This is a genomic window from Stieleria varia, from assembly GCF_038443385.1.
GTDB classification, from domain to species: Bacteria; Planctomycetota; Planctomycetia; order Pirellulales; family Pirellulaceae; genus Stieleria; species Stieleria varia.
Genome location: NZ_CP151726.1, coordinates 2,151,812 through 2,173,193 on the forward strand (window position 1 = coordinate 2,151,812; position 21,382 = coordinate 2,173,193).

Here is a 21,382-nt window from a genome sequence, read left to right on the forward strand (position 1 = left end):
CATTTGATTCTGCGTTTCCAACGCGTTGGCTGGTGTCTCCTGAGCCGCTGGATTTCAAGCCACGTGTACGATCTCAACGTTTGATCGTCCGAAAGATCCGCTGAAACAAACCTGGCTTGAGATCGCCCGAGTCCGTGATCTCGATGACTTCGACCGGCTTTGGCAGCGGTGGATCAGGATTGGCCGTTGCCCCTTGAACTGCCTTTGCAAACTGCTCGGCCAACAATTCCGGCTCGATCGGTCCATTGTTTGCCAATTCGTCGGCCAATTCATCAGGCAAGGTGAAGTGGTCCTGTGCGTCGGAAAGTCGAATCGGTGAGAGCTTGTTCCTGTTCGTATTGGTCGGTGAGATCAAAGCTTGGTTCGACACATCGATCGTTGGTAGTTTTGTTTCCGGCTCTGGCAGCATCGGAACGACTTCGGCCAGTTGGGTGTCGGTCGGCAGACTTGGTGTTGGCGTTGGTTCAGCATCGCTCGACGCAACGGCGGGGGCTTCGCCAGGAAAGTACTCGCCGATCTGGTCGATCGCCAGCATGCCGAACCCGCCTCGCTTGGCGGCTTTGCGAAGCCCACCGGTGGTCACCTGCTCGTCGTCTGAGCCGCGATCGTCCTCCACTTGCAATGCATCGAGCACCAGTTCGTCGGTCGCCACGAAATCGGCAAGCGGTTTGAGTTGCCGACGATCAGCGACATGAAACCGACGTAGCTTCGGTGCTTCGAAGGCGAACGCGTCGTCGGAGACTTCCTCTAACGATTGCGACTCTGATTCGCTGGGCGACTTGCTCAGGAGATCATTGGGTGAGAGTTCCCGAATCGGGATCGCTTTGGTGCTCAGCAGTTCACTGAAACTCTGCAATGCGGAATCGCTTCTCGGCGCAGCGGCTTCGTTTGCCGTTTGCGTTGGTTTGGCAATCGGGATGTCCATGTACCGTTTCTTGCCATGAACGATTCGAATTGTCGATCGTTGCGACGGGGCGCTCGATAGATCGATCTCTGACTGTGCGGCGATCGCAGGGGTCGGCGGCTGGCTTGCACATGCCCATGGAATCGAACCGACCGAAAAACTCGACGCAGCGATCGCCAGCGTTGCCGCCGCGATCTTGCGTTTCGTTCGTCGGGGTCCTCGCGGACGCATGTCACGACCGTCCATGGCATTCTCTTTTCAGACTGGGGCATCACTTGCTGGGATTCCTTTCCAGCAGCTTGGCCTTCACGAGATGCAGTTCGGCTCGTTTTGCTATCGCGGGAAAGGGTATTACCTCAATTGAACCGCCACAATCAAAGTGATCACTGGAAATCAGAAAGAACCGAGCGATGCAGCAAAGGACGTTTTCCCGAATCGACTTGCGGTTAACGGACAAACGGTACAGACAGCATGGCACAGCAGGAACAGTCGTCACGGCCGGTGTTGCAGAGCCTGCGGCGGTAAGCTGGTTGCATTAGCGCGATCGCTCGTATTGTGCCCGTCAACAACCATGGCGTGGTGCAAAGCTATGATGTGCTTTTGTAACCCAACTCGCTCGTTTCCTGTCTCGCCATGACACTGCATCCCCAATCCCAGGCTTACGTCGATCTATTGCGTGCGAATCCTCGACCGGGCTGGGAAACCATGTCCGTGTCCGATGCACGCCTCATATTTGAAACCTTTTCAGCATTCGCCGGACGCGTGGAGTCGTTGAACCGCGTGGAAGACCGGATGATCGAAGACGTCCCGGTGAGGATCTATTCCGATTGTTCCAACTGCAATGAGTTGAAGCCGGTCGTTGTCTATTTTCATGGCGGCGGTTGGGTTCTTGGCAGCATCGACTCACATGACGCGTTGTGTCGTCGGATCGCCAAGCACTCGGGCTGCATCGTCGTCTCGGTGGATTATGTACTGGCACCAGAGAGGCCGTATCCGGGTCCGCTCGGCGATTGTGCCGACGTCACACGCTGGATTGCCACCCATGGAGCCGAGATCGGTGCGGACCAAAATCGAGTGGCGGTTGCCGGTGACAGCGCCGGCGGTAACTTGGCTACCGCGGTGACCATGGCTTTGGCCGATGAGCCGTTTTCCATTCGTCTGCAAGTCCTAATCTATCCCGTCACGGCAGCGGATTTTTCGACGGAGTCTTACCGTCAGTTCAGCGAGGGTTTCGGGCTGACGCGAGCCAACATGCAGTGGTTCTGGCAGCAGCATGTCGGCAATCCGTCTGGCAAACTCAGCCCGTTGGCCGCACCGCTGCACTCTCGTTCGCTGTCCGGATTGCCCGCAGCGTACGTGATCACGGCGGAGTACGACGTTTTGCGAGATGAGGGCGAAGCATATGCGAGCAGGTTGGCTGCCGACGGTGTCCGAACCACTTGGCGTCGAGTGGACGGAGTTCTGCATGGATTCATGCACTTTGCGGGCGTTTTCGACCTGGGTGAGCAAGCCGCGTTGGAAATTGCGGAGTTCCTGAAGTCTGAATTTGCCGACAACGATTCGCCGGGCCTCGATTCACCTTGATTCGGGGGCCGCGGAGCCTTTAGAACCCACGTCGGTTCCCAGTCGGGAGCCGCTGACCTCCATCACGTCCAACCGACCCGCCATGCCGGCACGTTATTACCTGACCTGTTTGTGGCCCGGCCTCAGCGAAATCTGGTGGCGTGGTCGGATTTCGGCCCTGACGACTGCGGTGCTCTTCGCGTTGGCGCTCAATACGCTACTCTTCTTGCGTTTTCTGTACCCCGACTGGCTCTCCAGCTACCTCGTTCGATTCGCATTTTGGGTTGGCATCGCTGCCTGGATTTTTTGCGTGCAGAAAAGCGTTCGTGAGTTGCCCGAATTGCTGGCCCCCCGCAGCGTCAGTGAGGAACCGGACCGATACTCCGAGGCCTGCGCAGCCTTTTTGCGGGGCGATTGGAAAGCCGCCGAGCCGCTGTTGCTTGGGATGCTAGCAATCGAGCCGAGAGATCCGCCCAGTCTGCTGTTGCTTTCTGGGGTTTACCGCCACACCGATCGGGTCGAGTCGGCGCGGTTGTTGATTTCGGAACTGCAACGATTGGAAATCGCAGATGCGTGGACGTTGGAGATCGATGCGGAAGTGTCCCGTATTGAAAGGTATTTTGCAGAAAAAGACGCTGCGGCTCCGTCAGCGGATTCGGGCACTGAGATGGCAGGTCGTGGCGCTGCCGATTTGACAGCGGCATAAGTTTCTACAGGGGAAAACATCGGGGATTGAAAACAGGATTCCGTGCTTTGAGCGAGTTGTTGGTGTTGCCGTTGTCCATTCTGGCAGGCAGTGACGATCCAGAACATTTTGTCTGGCAATCAGGATTACTTAGAAAAACGTATGTTTCCCGACCCGTATTCGGGCAACCTCCTATCCCCGGATTTTTGCTCAGCCGATAGAATCATTAGGACTGGAAGAGCAGCTTGTGCCGTCGGTGTGAACCATTCGCACCTTCGGCGACGTGCGGACGGCATTGCCAACTATGGCGTACGGTTTGCTAGATAGAGCTCTGCGATGAACGATTCGCCAGAATGACGGACATGCTCGGAGGAGCATCCCTGACTTATCTTCGCCTTGGCGAAACAACCTACCTGGGTCACGAGAAAAACACATGTACGAACGATTCACGGATCGCGCCCGAAAGGTCATGCAATTGGCCAATCAAGAGGCGCAGCGTTTTAACCACGAATACATCGGTACCGAGCACATTCTGCTCGGGCTGGTCAAAGAAGGCAGTGGTGTCGCCGCCAACGTTTTGAAAAACCTGGACGTGGATCTTCGCAAGATTCGCCTTGAAGTCGAAAAGCTGGTTCAGAGCGGTCCAGAAATGGTGACCGTTGGCAAATTGCCGCAGACTCCGCGTGCCAAGAAAGTCATCGAGTATTCGATGGAGGAAGCGCGTAACCTGAACCACAGTTACGTCGGCACCGAACACATCTTGCTCGGGTTGCTTCGCGAGCAGGAAGGCGTAGCCGCGCAAGTCTTGATGAACTTGGGCTTGAAACTGGAGGACGTTCGCGAGGAAGTCCTCAATCTGTTGGGTCACGGCTTGGAGGGTGCCGAAGTCGGTGAGCGTGGCGGCCGAACAGGCGAAGAAGGCGGCGGCGGTTCATCGAGCAAGAGCGGCAAGAGCAAGACTCCTGCATTGGACAGCTTCGGCCGTGACCTCACGGAACTGGCTCGCAAAGGCGAATTGGATCCTGTGATCGGACGCTCGCGAGAAATCGAACGTGCGATCCAGATCCTCTGCCGTCGTACCAAGAACAACCCGGTGCTGTTGGGCGAAGCCGGTGTCGGTAAAACGGCGATCGTGGAAGGCTTTGCACAACAGGTCATCTCTGGTGAAGTCCCCGAGATCCTCGCCGACAAACGCATCGTCGTGCTGGACTTGGCGATGATGGTCGCCGGTACTAAGTACCGTGGGCAATTCGAAGAACGCATCAAGGCCGTGATGACCGAAGTGCGTCGCGTGAAGAACACGATCTTGTTCATTGACGAGCTGCACACCCTCGTCGGTGCCGGGGGTGCCGAAGGCGCAATCGACGCTGCCAATGTGCTCAAGCCGGCGCTCGCCCGTGGCGAAATCCAGTGCATCGGTGCCACCACGTTGGACGAGTATCGAAAGTACATCGAAAAGGACAACGCTCTGGCGCGTCGTTTCCAAGAGATCATCGTCGAACCGACCGGCAAGGCCGAGACGATCGAGATCCTCAAGGGACTACGCAGTGCCTACGAGCAACACCACCGTGTTCAGATCACCGATGACGCGATCGCATCCGCGGTCGAAATGAGCGAACGCTACATCACCGCACGCTGCCTGCCCGACAAAGCAATCGACGTGATCGACGAAGCCGGCGCGCGGGTCCGCTTGCGTTCCATGACCCGTCCACCGGATCTCAAAGAAATCGACGAAGAAGTCGAACGGTTGAACAAGGAAAAAGAAGACGCGGTCGCAAACCAAGACTTTGAAAAAGCCGCTAACCTGCGTGATCAAGCCGAAAAGCTTCGCAAGAAGAAGGACAAGATCACCCAAGACTGGCGTGAAAAGAGTCAACAGACCGACGGCGTCGTGGACGAAGAAGTCATCGCGGAAGTGGTCAGCAAGATGACCGGCATTCCGTTGACACGACTTTCGACCGAAGACAGCTTGCGGCTGATGCGGATGGAAGAGGAATTGCACAAACGTGTGGTCAGCCAAGACCGTGCGGTGTCCGCGATCGCCAAAGCCGTCCGTCGTAGCCGCAGCGGTTTGAAGGATCCCCGTCGCCCCACCGGTTCGTTCATCTTCGCCGGTCCCACCGGTGTCGGTAAGACATTGTTGGCCAAGGCGCTCGCCGAATACATGTTCGGCGACTCCGACGCGCTCGTTCATATCGACATGAGCGAGTACATGGAGAAACACAACGTCAGCCGTTTGATCGGTGCGCCTCCCGGATTCGTTGGTTACGAAGAAGGTGGCCAGTTGACCGAAAAGATTCGACGTCGTCCCTACGCGGTCGTCCTGTTCGACGAGATCGAAAAGGCGCACCCCGATGTGTTCAACATGATGCTGCAGGTGATGGAGGAAGGACGTTTGACCGACTCGTTCGGACGCAACGTCGACTTCCGCAACACCATCCTGATCATGACCACCAATGCGGGTGCCGAGGCGATCAAGAATCAATCGTCGTTTGGTTTCCAAAAATCGGACGAGGACGCGAGCTACGATGCGATGAAGAAACGCGTGATGGAACAAATCGAACGAGTGTTTCGTCCTGAGTTCCTCAACCGCTTGGATGATACGATCATCTTCCGTCACTTGACCCGAAACGACTTGAAATTGGTCATCGACTACGAATTGTCCAAGGTGCGTGAGCGTTTGCTCGATCGCGGCCTGGCGCTCGATTTGACCGACGAAGCCAAGGAGTTCTTGATTCGCAAGGGCAGCAACCTGGATTACGGAGCCCGACCACTGCGTCGAGCGATCGAACAACGCATCGAAGATCCATTGAGCGAAGAATTGCTCAGTGGGACCTTCGAAGGCAAGGACACGATCGTTGTCACCGCCATCCTGGAAACCGCCGAAGGCAATCGCATCGAGATGAAGGATGTGACGACCACCGACGAAGGAAAGCTGGTCGACAGCGATGGTGGCAAGGTCACCATCGTCCGATTGGACTTCAAAGGCGAAACTCGCGGCTTGTCCGAAGCGGGCGCGGAGCCCGTCGCTGCAGGCGTCGGCGACGGAGAAAAACCGTCCACCGAAGGCGAATGATCCAGTACGTCAGGCTTTCCAGCCTGACACGCGATGCACGTACGTCAGGCTTTCCAGCTTGACACTCGGTTGTGCTCTACCGCACGCCGTCCTCATCAGCCTCATGTGTCCCATCGGTCACATGAGTCCCATCAGTCCCCTGCGAAACGCCCAAACGCCCCGGCAATCAACTGGGATTCGCACGCCCCGTCCCTGAACCGTTTACAATACCGTGTGTCAGGCTGGAAAGCCTGACACACGGTATTGTACGTCAGGCTTTCTAGCCTGACCTTCGGATCGGGTCTCTTTCAGGCGGGTGCTCGCGGTGTTCACTCAAAACGATCCTTCGACAAACTCTCACGCAATCAAGCTTTGGCAAATCACCCCCGCTTGCCTGTTGATCGTCTGTTTTCATGCCGCTCTGTGCATTGCCGATGAGCACGTCGACTATCAACGGCACATCAAGCCGTTGCTGGCGACGAAGTGTTACTCGTGCCACGGAGCACTCAAGGCTGAATCCGAACTGAGGCTCGAAACAAAAGCGTTGATGTTGTCCGGTGGCGACAGCGGTCCCGCATTGGTTGACGGAGATCCGGGTGAAAGTCTGATTTGGATTCGCGTCAACGAGTCAGAAGACTCACGGATGCCGCCGGCGGAATCGGGGTCGCCACTCACAGCAGCAGAACTGGATCTGCTGAAGCGATGGATTGAACAAGACGCTCCCGCGCCCGACGAAGAAATTCCCGACGCGCCGTCACAGCACTGGGCTTTTCAGCCGATTGTCAGCCCTGAGTTGCCATCGCCCGATGGTGGTAACCCGATCGATATCCTGCTGTCGGCAAAGCGAAACCAGTTGGGCATCAAGCCGCAATCAGAACCCGCCCGCTCTCTCCTGATTCGTCGACTGTATCTCGACTTGGTCGGATTGCCGCCGACCATCCAACAACAGAATGACGCCCGACCATGGGACAAAATCGTCGACGAGTTGCTCGCCAGTCCGCACCACGGTGAACGTTGGGGACGTCATTGGATGGACGTCTGGCGATACTCCGATTGGTACGGTCTGGGTCAACAACTGCGTTACAGCCAACGTCACATGTGGCACTGGCGTGATTGGATCATCGATTCGCTCAACAGCGACAAGGGCTATGATCGCATGGTTCAAGAGATGCTGGCGGGCGACGAACTTGAACCCGACCAGCAGAGCGTTGTGGCGGGTACGGGATTCTTGGCGAGGAACTACTACCTGTTCAATCGCACCACATGGTTGGACAGCACGATCGAGCACACGGGCAAAGCGTTCCTTGGCCTGACGCTCAACTGTGCCAAGTGTCACGATCACAAGTATGACCCGATCACACATCAGGATTACTATCGTTTTCGAGCGATTTTCGAGCCGCATCAAGTGCGATTGGATCCGGTGCCTGGAGAGATCGACTTGGACAGCGACGGGCTGCCTCGGGTTTTTGATGATCAACTCGATGCCGAAACATTTCTGCACGTGCGAGGTGATCCGGCGAATCCCGACCGTGACATCAAGATCACACCGGGTGTTCCCGAGATCCTGTCGCGTTTTCAACCAGCGATCGCGCCCGTTCGATTGCCTGCGACAGCGTTCGCTCCGGGAACACGGGAATACGTTGCCCACGATCAACTCGCACACTGGTCACGTCGGATCGACGATGCCCAGCGGGAGCTTGCTGAAGCGACCAAGCGTTGGGAGAGCCAAGTGAGCGAGAGCGATGCTCCGCCCGCGACGGATTTCGATTTGACAGATGACTTTGAGAACAACGATGCCCAGCTTTGGCGATTGCAGGGCCCCGGTTGGCAATACAAGGCAGGCCAACTGGTTCAAACCGTGGCTTCGCGTGACCGAGCCGCTGCAACACTGACAAGCGAGTTGCCGCGAGATTTTGAGCTCACGTGCCGATACACGACAACGGGTGGCAGCACTTACAAGTCGGTGACATTTCGATTCGACCAGAACTCTGGTGATCAAAGCTCAGCCGATCAGAGTTTAGCCGATCAGAGTTTAGCCGATCAGTATGCGAACTTTGTCTACACCAGTGCTCATGAACCTGGTCCCAAACTACAAGTCGCATTCATACGTGACGGCAACAGCAGTTATCCACCGGGCGGTCGCAGGGCTCGCCCGATCCCGATCGGAGAGTCGATCGAATTGCGATTCGCCGTGCGTGAAAAGTTGGTCAACGTGTGGATCGACGATGAGTTTCAATTGGCCTACCAATTGCCGGACCGAGGCGACCGCAACCGATTCTCATTGAGCGGTTTTGATGCAACGGTCGCCTTCGATTCCATCCGTGTGCGAGCGTTACCATCGGATTTTGAGATGCAGCCGGTGCCCGGTGGCACGAATGCAACGGCCAGAGATTCAGAAACCCAGATGCGGATCGCCACAGCCAGATTGGAATCCGTGCGTTTACAGCGAGACGCCGTCCAAGCCGTTCTGTTGGCTGATGCGGCCAAGTACTTGGCCGATGATAACGAGCAGCAGCAGACGCTGGCCCGCAATGCTGCGCAAACTCAAGCGGATGCCTTGTTGGCCGAATCCGAATACGAACGCTTGGCGGCCGGAGGCGATGAAAAGAAGCTCAAAGCTGCCAATGGCAAGCGAGAGGCTGCCGAAAAACGGCTTCGCTCCATCCAGGATGGCAGCACCGACTATGAAAGCCTGCGGGTGACGCGAAAGGCGCTGGAGAGTCCCGCAGATAAGGAAACCGACTACGCGCCGATTTACCCCGCAACGACCACAGGTCGCCGACTGGCTCTGGCTCGCTGGATGACGTCAACGGAGAACCCGCTGACCGCGCGCGTTGCCGTCAATCATGTTTGGACTCGTCATTTTGGGCAGCCGTTGGTCGAATCCGTGTTCGATTTCGGTCTTCGTTGCGAAGAGCCTCTGCACGCCGAACTGCTGGATCATTTGGCGATGTCATTCATGCAGTCCGGTTGGAGCTTCAAGCACTTGCATCGACTGATCGTCACCTCAGATGCCTATCGCATGTCATCCTCCACCGCAGATGCGGATCCCACCACGCTCCAAGTGGACCCAGACAACCGCTACTATTGGCGAATGCCGGGGCGACGGATGGAATCCCAAGTCGTTCGAGACAGTTTGTTGCATTGCAGTGGCACGTTGAATCTGACCATGGGTGGACCGTCCGTCGCGATCAACGACGCCACAAAACGGCGCAGTCTGTATTACAAACATTCCCGAGACGAACAGGACAAATTTCTCTCGATGTTCGACGATGCGGATCTGTTGCAGTGCTATCGAAGGGCCGAAAGCATCGTGCCGCAACAGGCATTGGCGATGGCAAACAGTGCCCTGTCCATGGACGCAGCGGAGCAAATCGAGCGGCGTCTCGCATCGGAGTTTTTCGACGCTGAACTGGAGTCGTTCATCCAGAGCAGTTTTCAATTGTTACTGGCGCGTCAGGCCAGCGCCGATGAGATGCAGCAGTGCATTGCTTTTTGTCAGCAGTTGCGAAAACAGTTGGTTGATGAATCGAAAGTCGACGACGCCAAGATCGATCCCGTCGTGCGGACACGTTTGATTCATGTGCTGCTCAACCACAACGACTTTGTGACCATACGGTGACCGCCATGCAGAGACGAAAATTCATCACCGGTTCGGCACTCGGTTTTGGTGCCATCGCTTTGCAGAGCATGCTCAGATCCGATCGGGCGATGGGCAGCGGTGCCGGGCTTGGATGGCAACCGCCGGACGGCAAGCCGCACTTTGCCCCCAAAGCCAAGAACGTGATCTGGTTGTTCATGCGTGGCGGCGTCAGTCACATGGAGAGCTTTGACCCCAAGCCGGCGCTCAATCAATACGCTGGGAAATCCATCTCCGAGACTCCCTATGCCTCCGTCCAGGATCCAGAGCGGCTCAAGAAAGTACGCGTTGTCGTCGTCAACGACGCCAATGGCCAGCAGCGAAACAAGATCTATCCGTTGCAGGTCGGATTCAAACGATATGGAGCCAGCGGAATCGAGGTGAGCGATTGGTTTCCGCACATCGGTTCGGTGATCGATGACGTGTCCGTGATCCGTTCGATGTGGACGACGGACGACAATCATGGTGCTCAAGTGCAGTTTCATTCGGGGCGGCACATGCTGGACCCGCGCGTGCCGACGATCGGAGCATGGGTGAACTGGGGACTCGGAACGCTGAACGAAAACTTGCCCCAGTTCATCGCGATGGGACCAAGATTCTTTGATCGCCGCGATGGTCACTACTTGGGGCCTGCCTACGACTCGGTTCTCTTAAAAATCGATCCAGCCAATCCGTTGGACTATGCCAAGCCCTCAAGCGATTTTCCGCACCAGCAGCAACGTTTGAGTTTCGATCTCATGCGTCGACTCAATGAATTGACCGCCCAAGAGTATCCTGATGACGCGCAGCTTGATGCAAGAATCAAGTCCTATGAACTCGCGTATCGAATGCAAGCCGCTGTCCCGGGCGTGATCGATTTCTCACAAGAGACCGCATCCACGAAGAAGCTTTATGGGCTCGATCAGCCCGAAACGCGTCCCTTTGGAGAACAATTGTTGGCCGCCCGACGGTTCGCCGAGCAAGGAGTGCGTTTCATACAGATCCAGCACGGTGACGGAGCAGCCGGTGCGTGGGACCAGCACTCCGCGTTGAAAGCCAATCATTCCAAGCTGGCGATGCAGGTCGATCGTCCGATCGCCGGATTGATCCAGGACCTCAAGCAACGTGGAATGCTCGATGAAACACTCGTCGTGTTTGCCACCGAGTTCGGCCGCACACCTGGATCCCAAGGGGCCGACGGTCGAGACCACCACCCGCACGGTTTCAGTGTTTGGATGGCCGGCGGCGGACTCAAAGGCGGTGTGGTACACGGGGCAACCGACGAGATCGGATTTCATGCCATCGAGTCTCCCCAGTACGTGACCGACGTCCATGCCACCATCCTGCATCAGCTTGGATTAGAATCGCATCGGATGGAGGTGCCAGGGCACAAGCGACTTGAGCAGGACTTTGGTCATCCCATCACTGACATCATCGCCTAGTGGTCTGGGACAACTAAAAGTTAGGGTTTAACGTAGTGGATCTTGCCAAAGATCCCACCGCTACAGGATCTTTAACAAGATCCACTACCCTAAAAATAGGTTGTCCCAGACCACTAGTCCGACACATCCGGTAATGGGATTCGCCAGAATTCCCTACGCAAGGGATTTCTGGCGAAATCCACGACGCCGGACAAGGATGCATCAGAAAACCATCATTGCGTCCCATCATTGCGTCCCATCAACGGAGAGCCTGTTTTGAACCTTCGCCAATTGACTACCATCTGCCTGCTGGGCGCTCTGTTCCTCGTACCTGTTCTGGCCAGCAATGGTCAGGAGACGTTGCCTGATCCAGATGGTCTGCCAGCGTCGCAAGACAAGCCCGTGCAGGTCTACATTCTGTTGGGCCAATCCAACATGCTCGGATTTGGTCGCGTCGGTCCCGCTGATTTGCAGGGCTCCTTGGAGTACATGGTCAAGGAAAAGAGCAAGTATCCGCACTTGGTGGACGACGCCGGCAATTGGACGCAGCGCAATGACGTTCGCTTTGTACACGTGATGGACAAGCGTGGCGTGGATTTCCGTGACATGGAGAACTTCGCCGACATGAAGAACGAATGGTTGACGGTCAAAGGGAACTTCGGACCCGAAATCGGGTTTGGCCATGTCATGGGGCATTTGCATGATGAGCCGGTGCTTGTTTTGAAGGCTTGTATCGGTAACCGGAGTCTTGGCTGGGATTTGTTGCCGCCTGGGAGCGAACGATACGAGTTCGATGGCAAGACCTACGCTGGCTACAGAGACAATCCTGGGTCGTGGATTGAGGGCGAGCCCAAAAAGGAGGTTCCTTGGTACGCAGGTCGTCAGTACGATGCCGATGTTGCGCACGCCAAGGCCGTGCTCGCGAACTTGGACAAGTACTATCCGGGATATCAAGGACAAGGTTACGAAGTCGCTGGCTTTGTTTTCTGGCAAGGACACAAGGACCAAAATCCAGCGCACGCGAGTCGCTATGAGCAAAATCTGGTTCGATTCATCAAGTCGCTACGCAAAGATTTTGATGCACCAAATGCCAAGTTCGTTCTTGCGACCATCGCATTTGATGGCGATCAGATGAAGGAACCCGGGCTGACGATCGCCAAGGCGCAGTTGGCTGTCAGTGGAGAGACTGGCAAATACCCGGAGTTCAACGGCAATGTCAAAGCGATCGACGCCCGCCCGTATTGGCGAGACAGTTCCGTCTCACCCAAGAACCAGGGCTACCACTACAACCACAATGCGGAGACCTACATGGAAGTCGGCCAAGCATTGGGTTGGGCCATGAAGGAACTGGAAAGCACCGGCAACTAAGTACGTCAGGCTTTCTAGCCTGACATACCTCTGGAAAAACGGCATCCAAAAACGAGCGAGTGAGCCCCCTCGTCGTGATCGTGCCAGCGACTGATGCTAGGTGCATGTCAGGCTAGAAAGCCTGACGTACATAAGCTCAGCCGCCCAATTCGCCTCGGGCGTGGCGAGCGAGGGTTTCTTGGTACTTCTTCTTGCCCTCCTCGACGGTCTTGCGAATCGCCTTGGTGCTCTCCTCGCTTTCTTTGCGAAGCGTTGCGATCATCTCCAACGATTCGACTTGGAAATCGCTGATGGCATCGACGAGTTTTTGAACCGAGGCCGGGTCAATCGTGCTGCCATAGCCCGCTTTCAAGGCGGCTCGTTCGAGCTCTTTGCCGAGGTCCGCGATGTCTTCGAGCCCCTTGTTCACACCTTCCTTCATCGCTTCGGTCGCCTGGGTGACTTCGTGCAACCCGTGTTGACTTTGGTAGACCGTTCCGAGAATGGTGAAGACGTGTTCGTTGGTGGTAAAGAACGTCACGGCTCGGCGATACACGCGTTCTTTGACGTCGTGGGTTTGCTTCAGTTTGGTGATCAACGTTTCGCCGACGTCGTAGCCGATCTCCAAATTTTCCGCGATGTCCTTGAGCAACTGATAGGTCTCGTCTTCCTTTTCAAAGGTGTGGCGAGCTTCATCACGCTGCAACTCCAACTGACTCTTACCGCCTTCGTCGGTTCCCGCGTAATTGTCCAAGGCGTCTTGTGCGGTCGCCAGTCCGTTCTTGGCTGCTTCGAGAGTGGGGGCATGTTGGTCGAGCAGTTCCCGAGCCAAGACTTCGGCCTCTTTGAGCGCGAATCGAAAATCGATGTACGCGTCCATGATCATTTCTTCGCTCTTGAGGCCTTCCTTGGTGTCCTTGGCGACGTCGCCGTAGACCTCGACGATTTTTTCAAAACGATCGTTGGGAGTTCCCCGGCGGATTTTCATCCACCAGTTGGACACCTTTTCCGTGCCGCTGATCTTTCCGTCGTCGAGCTGGGCGATCAGACGCTTGCTGTCCTCGCGGACCGAGTCAAACATCTGCGTGATTTCCATGTATCGATTACCGACTTGAATGCTCTCAACGTTCTCGCGTACCAATGCGTTGAAAGAACCCATGTGTTGGATGACGTCGGCGATCGCCAGCACTTTGGCTTCGTCGATGTGCTTGACGCTTTCCAGCAAGCTGATCAATTCCTGAGGTGCTGAGTTGCGGCTGTCGATGCCGAATTTTTTTAGCACGACCATCGCACGATCGAGATACTTTCGCATCGATCCGGTATCACGTGCCTTTGGCTCGGTGGACTGCTGAGTTTCCGTTTCGCCTGCGGCGCTGGGGGCCTTGGCTTGAGCTTGTTCCGACATGGTCCAACACTTCTCCGCATTAGGTAATTGTCATCAGTGAGTCGATCTGTGGACTCAGATACAATTAGCGTAGCGCTTGGGGGGCATCGACGCAATCACCGCTTCTGAAATCGCGCTCTTGGGGGAGCGTACCCATCAACCGAATCTGAACGACGACACTGTGTCGTGGCGCTCCGATTGGGAGCCTGCTGGCTGTTTCGCTTGCGCGGCTGAGATCACAAATGGGCAGATAGGGAGTTTTCAGCGACCAGATTGCTGAGTAATCGGGCCCTTGCGGGACCATAAATCATTTGTCCCACGAGCCCGTGGTCCGCAAAACCGCTGATTTGCCTAAACTGTACTGCTAAAGATGGAGTCCCACCGAGATCGGTTTTCGCTGCGGCGGGGGCCTTCCGTCGTCACATCATCCCGTTTCCAGAAACTTTTTATCATGTCCGGATCATCACAAGCTCAGGCACAGGCTCCGATCGAGCCGCCCGTCCACGAATTGACTTTGCAGGAAACGTTGCGAGTGATGGACGTTGCCCGGGAGATGCGTGAACAGAGGCAGCAGGCCGAGGAGATGTTTCGGCGGGACGATATTCGTACTCAACTGCGTGACAAGTTGATGCGCACTGCCAAGTTGTCGGGCGACGATGTCACCGAGGCGGAGGTGGATGCCGCGATCGCCCAGTACATGGACACACTGCACACTTATCAGGACCCACCCACAGGCATGAAGAGTTTCATCGCCCACTGCTGGGTCTGGCGTGACCGAATCATGTGGAGTGCTGCGGCGATCGCCGCGATCGCCACGACGGCTGGTAGCCTGTGGTATGTCTTTCATTGACGTGCCCTGTTGCATAATGTTTCTCTCCATAATTTCTTTGTCTCGAATTCTCCGAATCCACATCAATCATGCCGATTTCTGGCCCCGTAATTCACCGTCAACTGATGGACGGCTACAAGGAAGCTCAAGCGAGATTGGAGGCACTGCGCGGACGTGTGCAGCAGGTCGATCAGAAGCGTGGTGAGCTGGATGATTTCCGCAGTGAAGCACTCGTGGATCTGGCCGAGCATTACCTGCCCGAACTGACACGCGACGCGATCCGCAACACTTGGGTCGAGGTTCGCGCCACCGTCTCGCAGATCCTGCTACGACAGGAGGACCACTGCAATCGCTTGAAGCAATCGTTGAGCGAGCTGAACGACAAACGTCACTTGCAAGACGACCGGTTGTTGGAGCTGAATGAAAAACTCGATGCAGCCTTGGCCGAACAGGACGAGTTGGGTGGCAAAGTGGAAGCGGCACTCAAGAGCGACGCAGCGTTCGTGACGTTGTCCGATCGCGCGGCGATGGCCGAAGCCGCCCTGGAACGCGCCGAGTCGAATCTGAGTGAGATCGAGCAAGATTCGGCTCGCAAGTTGCCCGCGTACGAAAAGAGTTCGCTGTTCAAATACCTCAAGGATCGTCAGTTTGGCACCGCAGAATACAAGAAACGCGGAATCACTAGGCGGATGGATCGATGGCTGGCCAAGCTGATCGATTTCAGAAAGGCGAAACAGGGCTACGAATTCCTCAAGCAAACGCCCGAACGCATGCGTCAAATCATCGCTGACGACCACGCCGCATTCGAAACGGTGATGAGTGAACTGGAGAGTCATCAAGAACAAGTCGCCAAGCGACTCGGATTGACTGATAAGGTTGCGGAAGTCGAGGGATTGCAGGCCCAACGCGCACAACAGTTACAGGAACTGGAGCAAATACGCGAACAATCCGAAGGCATCGAACAAGAACTCAGTGAGCTGGAGGATCCACGAGGTCCCCATTATCGAGAAGCCATTGAGGCGTTCCGAGCGATGCTGGAACGGTCCAGTACCCGTGATTTGGAACGCCGCGCCCGGGCGACCGTCGAAGTCACTGATGATCAGATCGTCGCGCGTTTGAATGGCGTCGAGGCGGATTTGGCGGACCTGGATGCGGCAGAACGACGACGTCAGGATGACCTGGCTCAATCACACGGATTCTTGGAAGCGTTGGGGCGAATGATTCAGCGTTTCCGCGCCGCCGAGTTCGATTCGTCACGCTCGCAGTTTGTCGGCACGTTCGACGTCATCGAGGACCTGAGCCGCGCCAGAACCGAATACGATCTCGACGCACTTTGGCAAAAGATACGAAAGTCACAACGCTGGGGACCAACCTTGGGAGAACAGATCACCAACGTCGCAACGCACCCGGTCACACAGGTCCTGATCAGCGCAATGGCGCAAGCGGCCGGTGCTGCCTTGCGTGATCATGCTCGAAGCGCCGGGCGACGTCGCTACCGAGGTTCCAATTGGTATGGTGGCAGCGCGGACAGCAGCGACGACTTTTTCCGTGCCGGGCGACGCTGATTTTGTGACCCGGATATCTTCACGTCGCCGAGTCGGCTTCGTCATCCAACTCGGGAAGATCAGGGAAGCGGAGTAGTGGCTCGACAAGCTCAGGCTCCCACGTCATTTGGCCGTCCAGGTCTCGCCAGTCGAACTCGCCATCACTCGAAAACGGATCGTCGATTTCGTCGTCGCTGATCAATCCTGCCAGCGAGCGTGCGACGCGCAGGGATGTTTCGATCTCGTCGACCAATCCGTTACCGATGACGCCTTTGCGAATGTTGCCCAAGTTCGATTCGAATTCGTGATGCAACGTCCAATCGATTTCAAAGGCGTGCGAAAGCTCACACAGAACACTCAACGCCGAAATGAAATCGCCTGCCGAGTGATCTTCCGGTGCCTGCTGGCTGGACGCCTCTCCAGCGTCAAGGCTTTGAAGCTTCACGACGAGGTCACCCCTCAAGTGCCCGCTCTCGCATCTGCTCAGTTGTGTCCAATGGCAGTCATGCCACGCATATCGTCCCCATATCGGCTCCGCGTACTGAGTCAACTCAGCAAACAGGTTTGCTTCGATCGGAGACGTGGACTCGAATGAGATTTTGAGGGTCATGACACATCAAAAACCTTATGACTACCCTATTGTGTGGCGTAGCAGCGTAACGTAGTTCGTAGTGGACGAGGTCACGAGTCCTAACGCACGGGACTCGTGACCTCGTCCACTACGCCGGTATATGATCGCTCTTTGCTAAGGTAACTTTCGGCGACGCCGATTTGAATCCCCACCCAGGGCTGATGGAAATGAGTCGTCGCGATTTTCATCAAGCCATCCCCCGAAACCCTTCTGCCAAACATCATGCGTGCAACTTCATCGACCTGTTCAGACCTTTCCGGCCGACGACTACCACGGCGGAGTAAACTCCATCGGGTGGTTTGGCTGATAACCGGCTTGTGCGTGATTTCGTTGGGACCGGGAGCACACGCGGACCAGCAGCCGTCGGATGAGCAGGCGAGAACGGCTCGGGAGCGGTTCGACTACGCGGAGACCTACAGCCGGCGGACCCGTGACCGGGTGTTTCGTCAGTCGGTCAAGCCGACTTGGTTTGGCAAGGATGATCGCTACTTGTGGTACCGCGTACGCACCTCGGCCGACGGCGGGGAATACGTGTTGGTGGACTCGCAGGCGGGTTCACGAAGTCTCGCGTTTGACCACGCAAAACTTGCCCAGCAGCTTAGCGAGCAGTCATCACGCCGCGTCGATGCACAGCAACTTCGCTTCGCCTCGCTGACCTTTGACGAGTCTGCGGAATTCTGCCGATTCCGGTATGCGAACCAATCATGGCGGTTTCAGCTTCCCGACGGTCCGCTCACTCGACATGACGGGCAACCGGACATGACGAGTGATAGTGAATCCACTGGTGAAAGGTTGTCGGCGCAGCAGACGATCGCGAGGAGCGAAGGTCAAGGCGAAGAAACGTCGATTGAGTTTCAAAACGAGCTCACTGTGCCACTGCGATTCTACTGGGTCACCGACTCAGGGGACCGTCGTCCCTACGGAATCATTGATGCCGGGAAAAGTCATCGGCAGCACACGTTTGCCGGACATGCGTGGTTGCTGACCGATCCCACGGGTGAGTCAATCGCGTCGTTCGTCGCGGACGCTTGGCAAACCCGCGCCGTCATTGACGCCGATACGGCGAAGCCAAAGAACGCGACTACTCGCAACCCTCGGCGTCGTCGTGGCGGTTCGGAATCACCTGACGGTCAGTACCGTGTTTCCTTTGACGGCGATAATGTGTTCTTGAAACATGTCGACGACGACGACCAACCCCAGCAAGTGACCGTCGACGGTGATTCGGATAACGGATACGGAAACAACGTTTGGTGGTCGCCCGACTCCCAGCATTTCGTGGTGATGAAGACCAAACGAGTGTCGCCCCGTCAGATTTCAATCGTCAAGTCGTCGCCGCCGGGTTCGATCGATGCGGAATTGGTGACGGTCAATTATCCCAAACCGGGAGACGAGCTGGATCAGCCACGATGTGTGCTGTTTCATGTTGACGATCCCAAGCCGATACTGATTCAAAACGATCTGTTCAGCAATCCCTTCAGCATCAACGACCTGGCTTGGAACGCCGACAGTGGATCGTTTTCCTTTGTGTACAACCAACGTGGTCACCAAACGCTTCGCGTCGTCAGCGTGGATGCTCAAACGGCTGAACCTCGGGCGATGATCGATGAAACCAGCGAGACCTTTGTCTGTTATTCCCACAAACAGTTTTTGCAGCGTCTGGATGCGACCAACGAAGCGATCTGGATGAGTGAGCGTTCCGGTTGGAATCACTTGTACTTGATCGATCAATCTACTGGCGAAGTCATCCAGCCGATCACGAGTGGAGAGTGGGTGGTTCGCAGCGTGCAACGCGTGGATGTCCAGCGCCGCCAAATCTGGCTGGTCGCGGGTGGGCTGAATCCTGACGAAGATCCCTATCACCAGCACTTGGTCCGGGTCGACTTTGATGGCAGCAATCTCGTGGATTTGACGCCGGGTGATGGGGAGCATCAATGGAGTTTTTCGCCTGATCAAACGCAGTTGCTGGATACCTATTCCCGCGTCGACATGCCGCCGGTGACCGTCCTGCGTAACGCGGACACCGGCGAGCTGATCACGGAACTGGAACGCGCCGATGCGACGGAGTTGACCGAAACGGGCTGGCAAATGCCCGAGCGATTCGTTGCATCGGGACGCGACGGAGAGACGCCCATCCATGGGATCATCGTTCGGCCGACGAATTTTGATCCTCACCAACGTTACCCCGTCGTGGAGGCCATTTACGCAGGGCCACACGCGGCGTTTGTCCCCAAGTCGTTCGGTTTGCACCAAAGTCTCTATCAAATGGCAGATTTGGGTTTCATCGTCGTCAAGATCGATGGAATGGGAACGAGTTTCCGCAGCAAGGCGTTTCATGATGTGTGCTGGCAAAACCTTGGCGACAGTGGTTTTCCGGATCGCGTCAAGTGGATTCGTGCGGCTGCCGCAGATCGTCCCGAAATGGACATCACTCGTGTGGGCATCTGGGGAGGCTCCGCGGGAGGTCAAAGTGCGATGCGGGCGTTAATTTCACACGGCGATCTTTACGATGCCGCGGTGGCCGATTGTGGCTGCCATGACAATCGAGTGGACAAGATCTGGTGGAACGAACAGTGGATGGGCTGGCCCATCGGACCGCACTACGAGCAACAATCCAATGTCACGGGTGCGTCCGAATTGTCGGGGGACCTGATGTTGATTTGGGGCGAACTGGACACCAACGTCGATCCAATTAGCTCCATGCAGGTCGTCGATGCGTTGATCAAGGCGGATAAGGATTTTGAAATGCTGATTGTTCCCGGTGTGGGGCACGGCGCGGCGGGGACTCCGTACGCAAAACGTCGACAGGCAGAGTTCTTGATGAGAAAGCTGGGCGTTGCGGCACGGTGATCGCTCAGCGTTTATGATGAAGGGCCCTCCTCAACCATTCCTTCCTCCATCATCGAGAGACGCCATGAATTCGCGTTGCAGAATCGATCGCCGTCAACTCTTACTCGCCGGAGCCACAACGTTGGCGGGCGTCGCCATCAGCCATAACAAGCTTCACGCCGCAGCGAATGACCGTATGAAGGTCGCGTTCATCGGAGTCGGTGGTCGTGGAGGAGGCAACCTGAAGACAATCACGGCAACGGGAGCCGTCGACGTCGTAGCGGTCTGTGACATTGACACCCGATTCATGGACCACGCGGCCGAGCAATTTCCCGGTGCGCAAAAGTTTCAAGACTTTCGCAAGCTGTACGATGCTGTCGGTAACAAGATCGACGCCGCCGTGATCAGCACGACCGAGCACACGCACGCGTTCGCGACCATGCCCGCATTGAAACTGGGCAAGCACGTCTACTGCGAAAAACCACTTGCCTACAACGTCGACGAAACGCGACGTGTGACCGATGCGGCGGCAGACGCCGGCGTCGTGACCCAGATGGGAACGCAGATTCATGCGACACCGAACTATCATCGCGTGGTGGAGCTGATTCAATCCGGCGCGATCGGCGATGTCAGCGAGGCACACGTTTGGGTCGGCAGAGCGTGGGGACTGCAGAGCAAGAAGGACGCCGAAAAGAACGGGGACCGTTTGTTCGTTGACGCTCGACCGACCGATGCCATGTCGCCACCGCCGCACATCGACTGGGACTTGTGGCTGGGGCCGGCACCCGAGCGTCCGTATCACAGCGTCTATTTTCCGGGTCCCAATTGGTACCGCTGGTGGGATTTTGGCAACGGCACGATGTCAGACCTGGGTAGTCACTGGAACGATCTGCCGTTCTGGGCACTTCAGTTGGACGCTCCCCAAACCGTGGAGGCCTTTGGCCCCGAACCGCATCCTGAGATCGCACCCGCGTCGATGAAAGCCGTCTATCAATACGGACCACGGGGTAATCGCCCGGCTGTTGAATTGACGTGGTACCAAGGCAGCGAGAAACCTCAGCGATGGCTCGATGGTGAGATTCCTCAGTGGAATAGCGGCGTGCTGTTCGTCGGCAGCAAAGGCATGCTGTTGTCGGATTACAACAAGCACGTGTTGCTGCCCGAGAACGAGTTCACGAATTTCAAAGCACCGGAACCCTTCATTCCCGACTCGCCTGGGCATCACCAGGAGTGGGTGATGGCGTGCCAAGGACAAGGAGAAACGGCAAGCCCGTTCAGCTACGCAGGACCGTTGACCGAAGCCAACCATTTGGGCAACGTGGCATTCCGAGTCGGCAAAAAGATCACGTGGGATCCCAAGACGATGACTTGTGTGGATTGCCCAGAAGCCGATCCATTCTTGCGCCGTCGCCCCCGCGACGGATGGTCCCTGCAGTAGCAGCGATGTTTGCTGTTGTGGCATTTTGGGTTTGCGCGGGCTCTGCTGTCACCTCCACCGGCGCAAGAGACTGCTGATTGAATCAAAACCAGGAACCCAAGGGTGAGCCGTGGGCCGTAAGGCACCGGGCAATGCG

At 56.4% G+C, this 21,382-nt stretch carries 13 protein-coding genes; 10 read left to right on the top strand and 3 right to left on the bottom strand.

The window, feature by feature from the left end:
* Positions 1-73: 73 nt before the first annotated feature.
* Entirely contained in the window at positions 74-1,150 is a 1,077-nt protein-coding gene (locus Pla52nx_RS07460) for a hypothetical protein (RefSeq protein ID WP_146522421.1), read from the bottom strand.
* Between the two features lie 387 nt (positions 1,151-1,537).
* On the opposite strand from Pla52nx_RS07460, the gene Pla52nx_RS07465 reads away from it, so the two are divergent.
* The 6 genes from Pla52nx_RS07465 to Pla52nx_RS07490 all read left to right on the top strand — a co-directional run bounded on the left by Pla52nx_RS07465 (position 1,538) and on the right by Pla52nx_RS07490 (position 12,615).
* On the top strand, positions 1,538-2,488 hold the full coding sequence (locus tag Pla52nx_RS07465) for an alpha/beta hydrolase (RefSeq protein ID WP_146522422.1): 951 nt from the start codon (positions 1,538-1,540) through the stop codon (positions 2,486-2,488).
* Between the two features lie 82 nt (positions 2,489-2,570).
* Positions 2,571-3,173: a hypothetical protein gene (locus Pla52nx_RS07470; RefSeq protein ID WP_146522423.1), complete on the top strand. Its 603-nt coding sequence runs from the start codon at positions 2,571-2,573 to the stop codon at positions 3,171-3,173.
* Between the two features lie 412 nt (positions 3,174-3,585).
* Positions 3,586-6,228, top strand: coding sequence for an ATP-dependent Clp protease ATP-binding subunit (locus Pla52nx_RS07475; RefSeq protein WP_146522424.1), 2,643 nt, complete (start codon positions 3,586-3,588; stop codon positions 6,226-6,228).
* A 304-nt stretch (positions 6,229-6,532) separates the two neighbouring features.
* Positions 6,533-9,829 carry a PSD1 and planctomycete cytochrome C domain-containing protein gene (locus Pla52nx_RS07480; protein ID WP_197454947.1) on the top strand — a complete coding sequence of 1,099 codons (3,297 nt, stop codon included), beginning with the start codon at positions 6,533-6,535 and terminating at the stop codon, positions 9,827-9,829.
* Between the two features lie 5 nt (positions 9,830-9,834).
* Positions 9,835-11,268: a DUF1501 domain-containing protein gene (locus tag Pla52nx_RS07485; RefSeq protein WP_146522426.1), complete on the top strand. Its 1,434-nt coding sequence runs from the start codon at positions 9,835-9,837 to the stop codon at positions 11,266-11,268.
* Positions 11,269-11,523: 255 nt separating this feature from the next.
* Positions 11,524-12,615: a sialate O-acetylesterase gene (locus tag Pla52nx_RS07490; protein WP_342190360.1), complete on the top strand. Its 1,092-nt coding sequence runs from the start codon at positions 11,524-11,526 to the stop codon at positions 12,613-12,615.
* Positions 12,616-12,751: 136 nt separating this feature from the next.
* Here Pla52nx_RS07490 and Pla52nx_RS07495 read toward each other — a convergent pair whose 3' ends face one another.
* Complete coding sequence (locus Pla52nx_RS07495) at positions 12,752-13,999, bottom strand: cell surface protein (protein ID WP_146522427.1); 1,248 nt, start codon at positions 13,997-13,999, stop codon at positions 12,752-12,754.
* 430 nt (positions 14,000-14,429) lie between these two features.
* On the opposite strand from Pla52nx_RS07495, the gene Pla52nx_RS07500 reads away from it, so the two are divergent.
* Together Pla52nx_RS07500 and Pla52nx_RS07505 are read left to right on the top strand one after the other, a co-directional pair.
* On the top strand, positions 14,430-14,828 hold the full coding sequence (locus Pla52nx_RS07500) for a DUF6384 family protein (protein WP_146522428.1): 399 nt from the start codon (positions 14,430-14,432) through the stop codon (positions 14,826-14,828).
* A 68-nt stretch (positions 14,829-14,896) separates the two neighbouring features.
* Entirely contained in the window at positions 14,897-16,372 is a 1,476-nt protein-coding gene (locus Pla52nx_RS07505) for a hypothetical protein (RefSeq protein WP_197454949.1), read from the top strand.
* Positions 16,373-16,391: 19 nt separating this feature from the next.
* Here the strand turns inward: Pla52nx_RS07505 and Pla52nx_RS07510 are convergent, their stop codons facing one another.
* Positions 16,392-16,961: a hypothetical protein gene (locus Pla52nx_RS07510; protein WP_146522429.1), complete on the bottom strand. Its 570-nt coding sequence runs from the start codon at positions 16,959-16,961 to the stop codon at positions 16,392-16,394.
* Positions 16,962-17,276: 315 nt separating this feature from the next.
* On the opposite strand from Pla52nx_RS07510, the gene Pla52nx_RS07515 reads away from it, so the two are divergent.
* A complete protein-coding gene (locus Pla52nx_RS07515) occupies positions 17,277-19,829 on the top strand; it encodes a DPP IV N-terminal domain-containing protein (RefSeq protein WP_197454950.1) in 2,553 nt (850 codons plus the stop codon).
* A 64-nt stretch (positions 19,830-19,893) separates the two neighbouring features.
* Positions 19,894-21,246 carry a Gfo/Idh/MocA family protein gene (locus Pla52nx_RS07520; protein WP_146522431.1) on the top strand — a complete coding sequence of 451 codons (1,353 nt, stop codon included), beginning with the start codon at positions 19,894-19,896 and terminating at the stop codon, positions 21,244-21,246.
* The last annotated feature ends 136 nt before the right edge of the window (positions 21,247-21,382 follow it).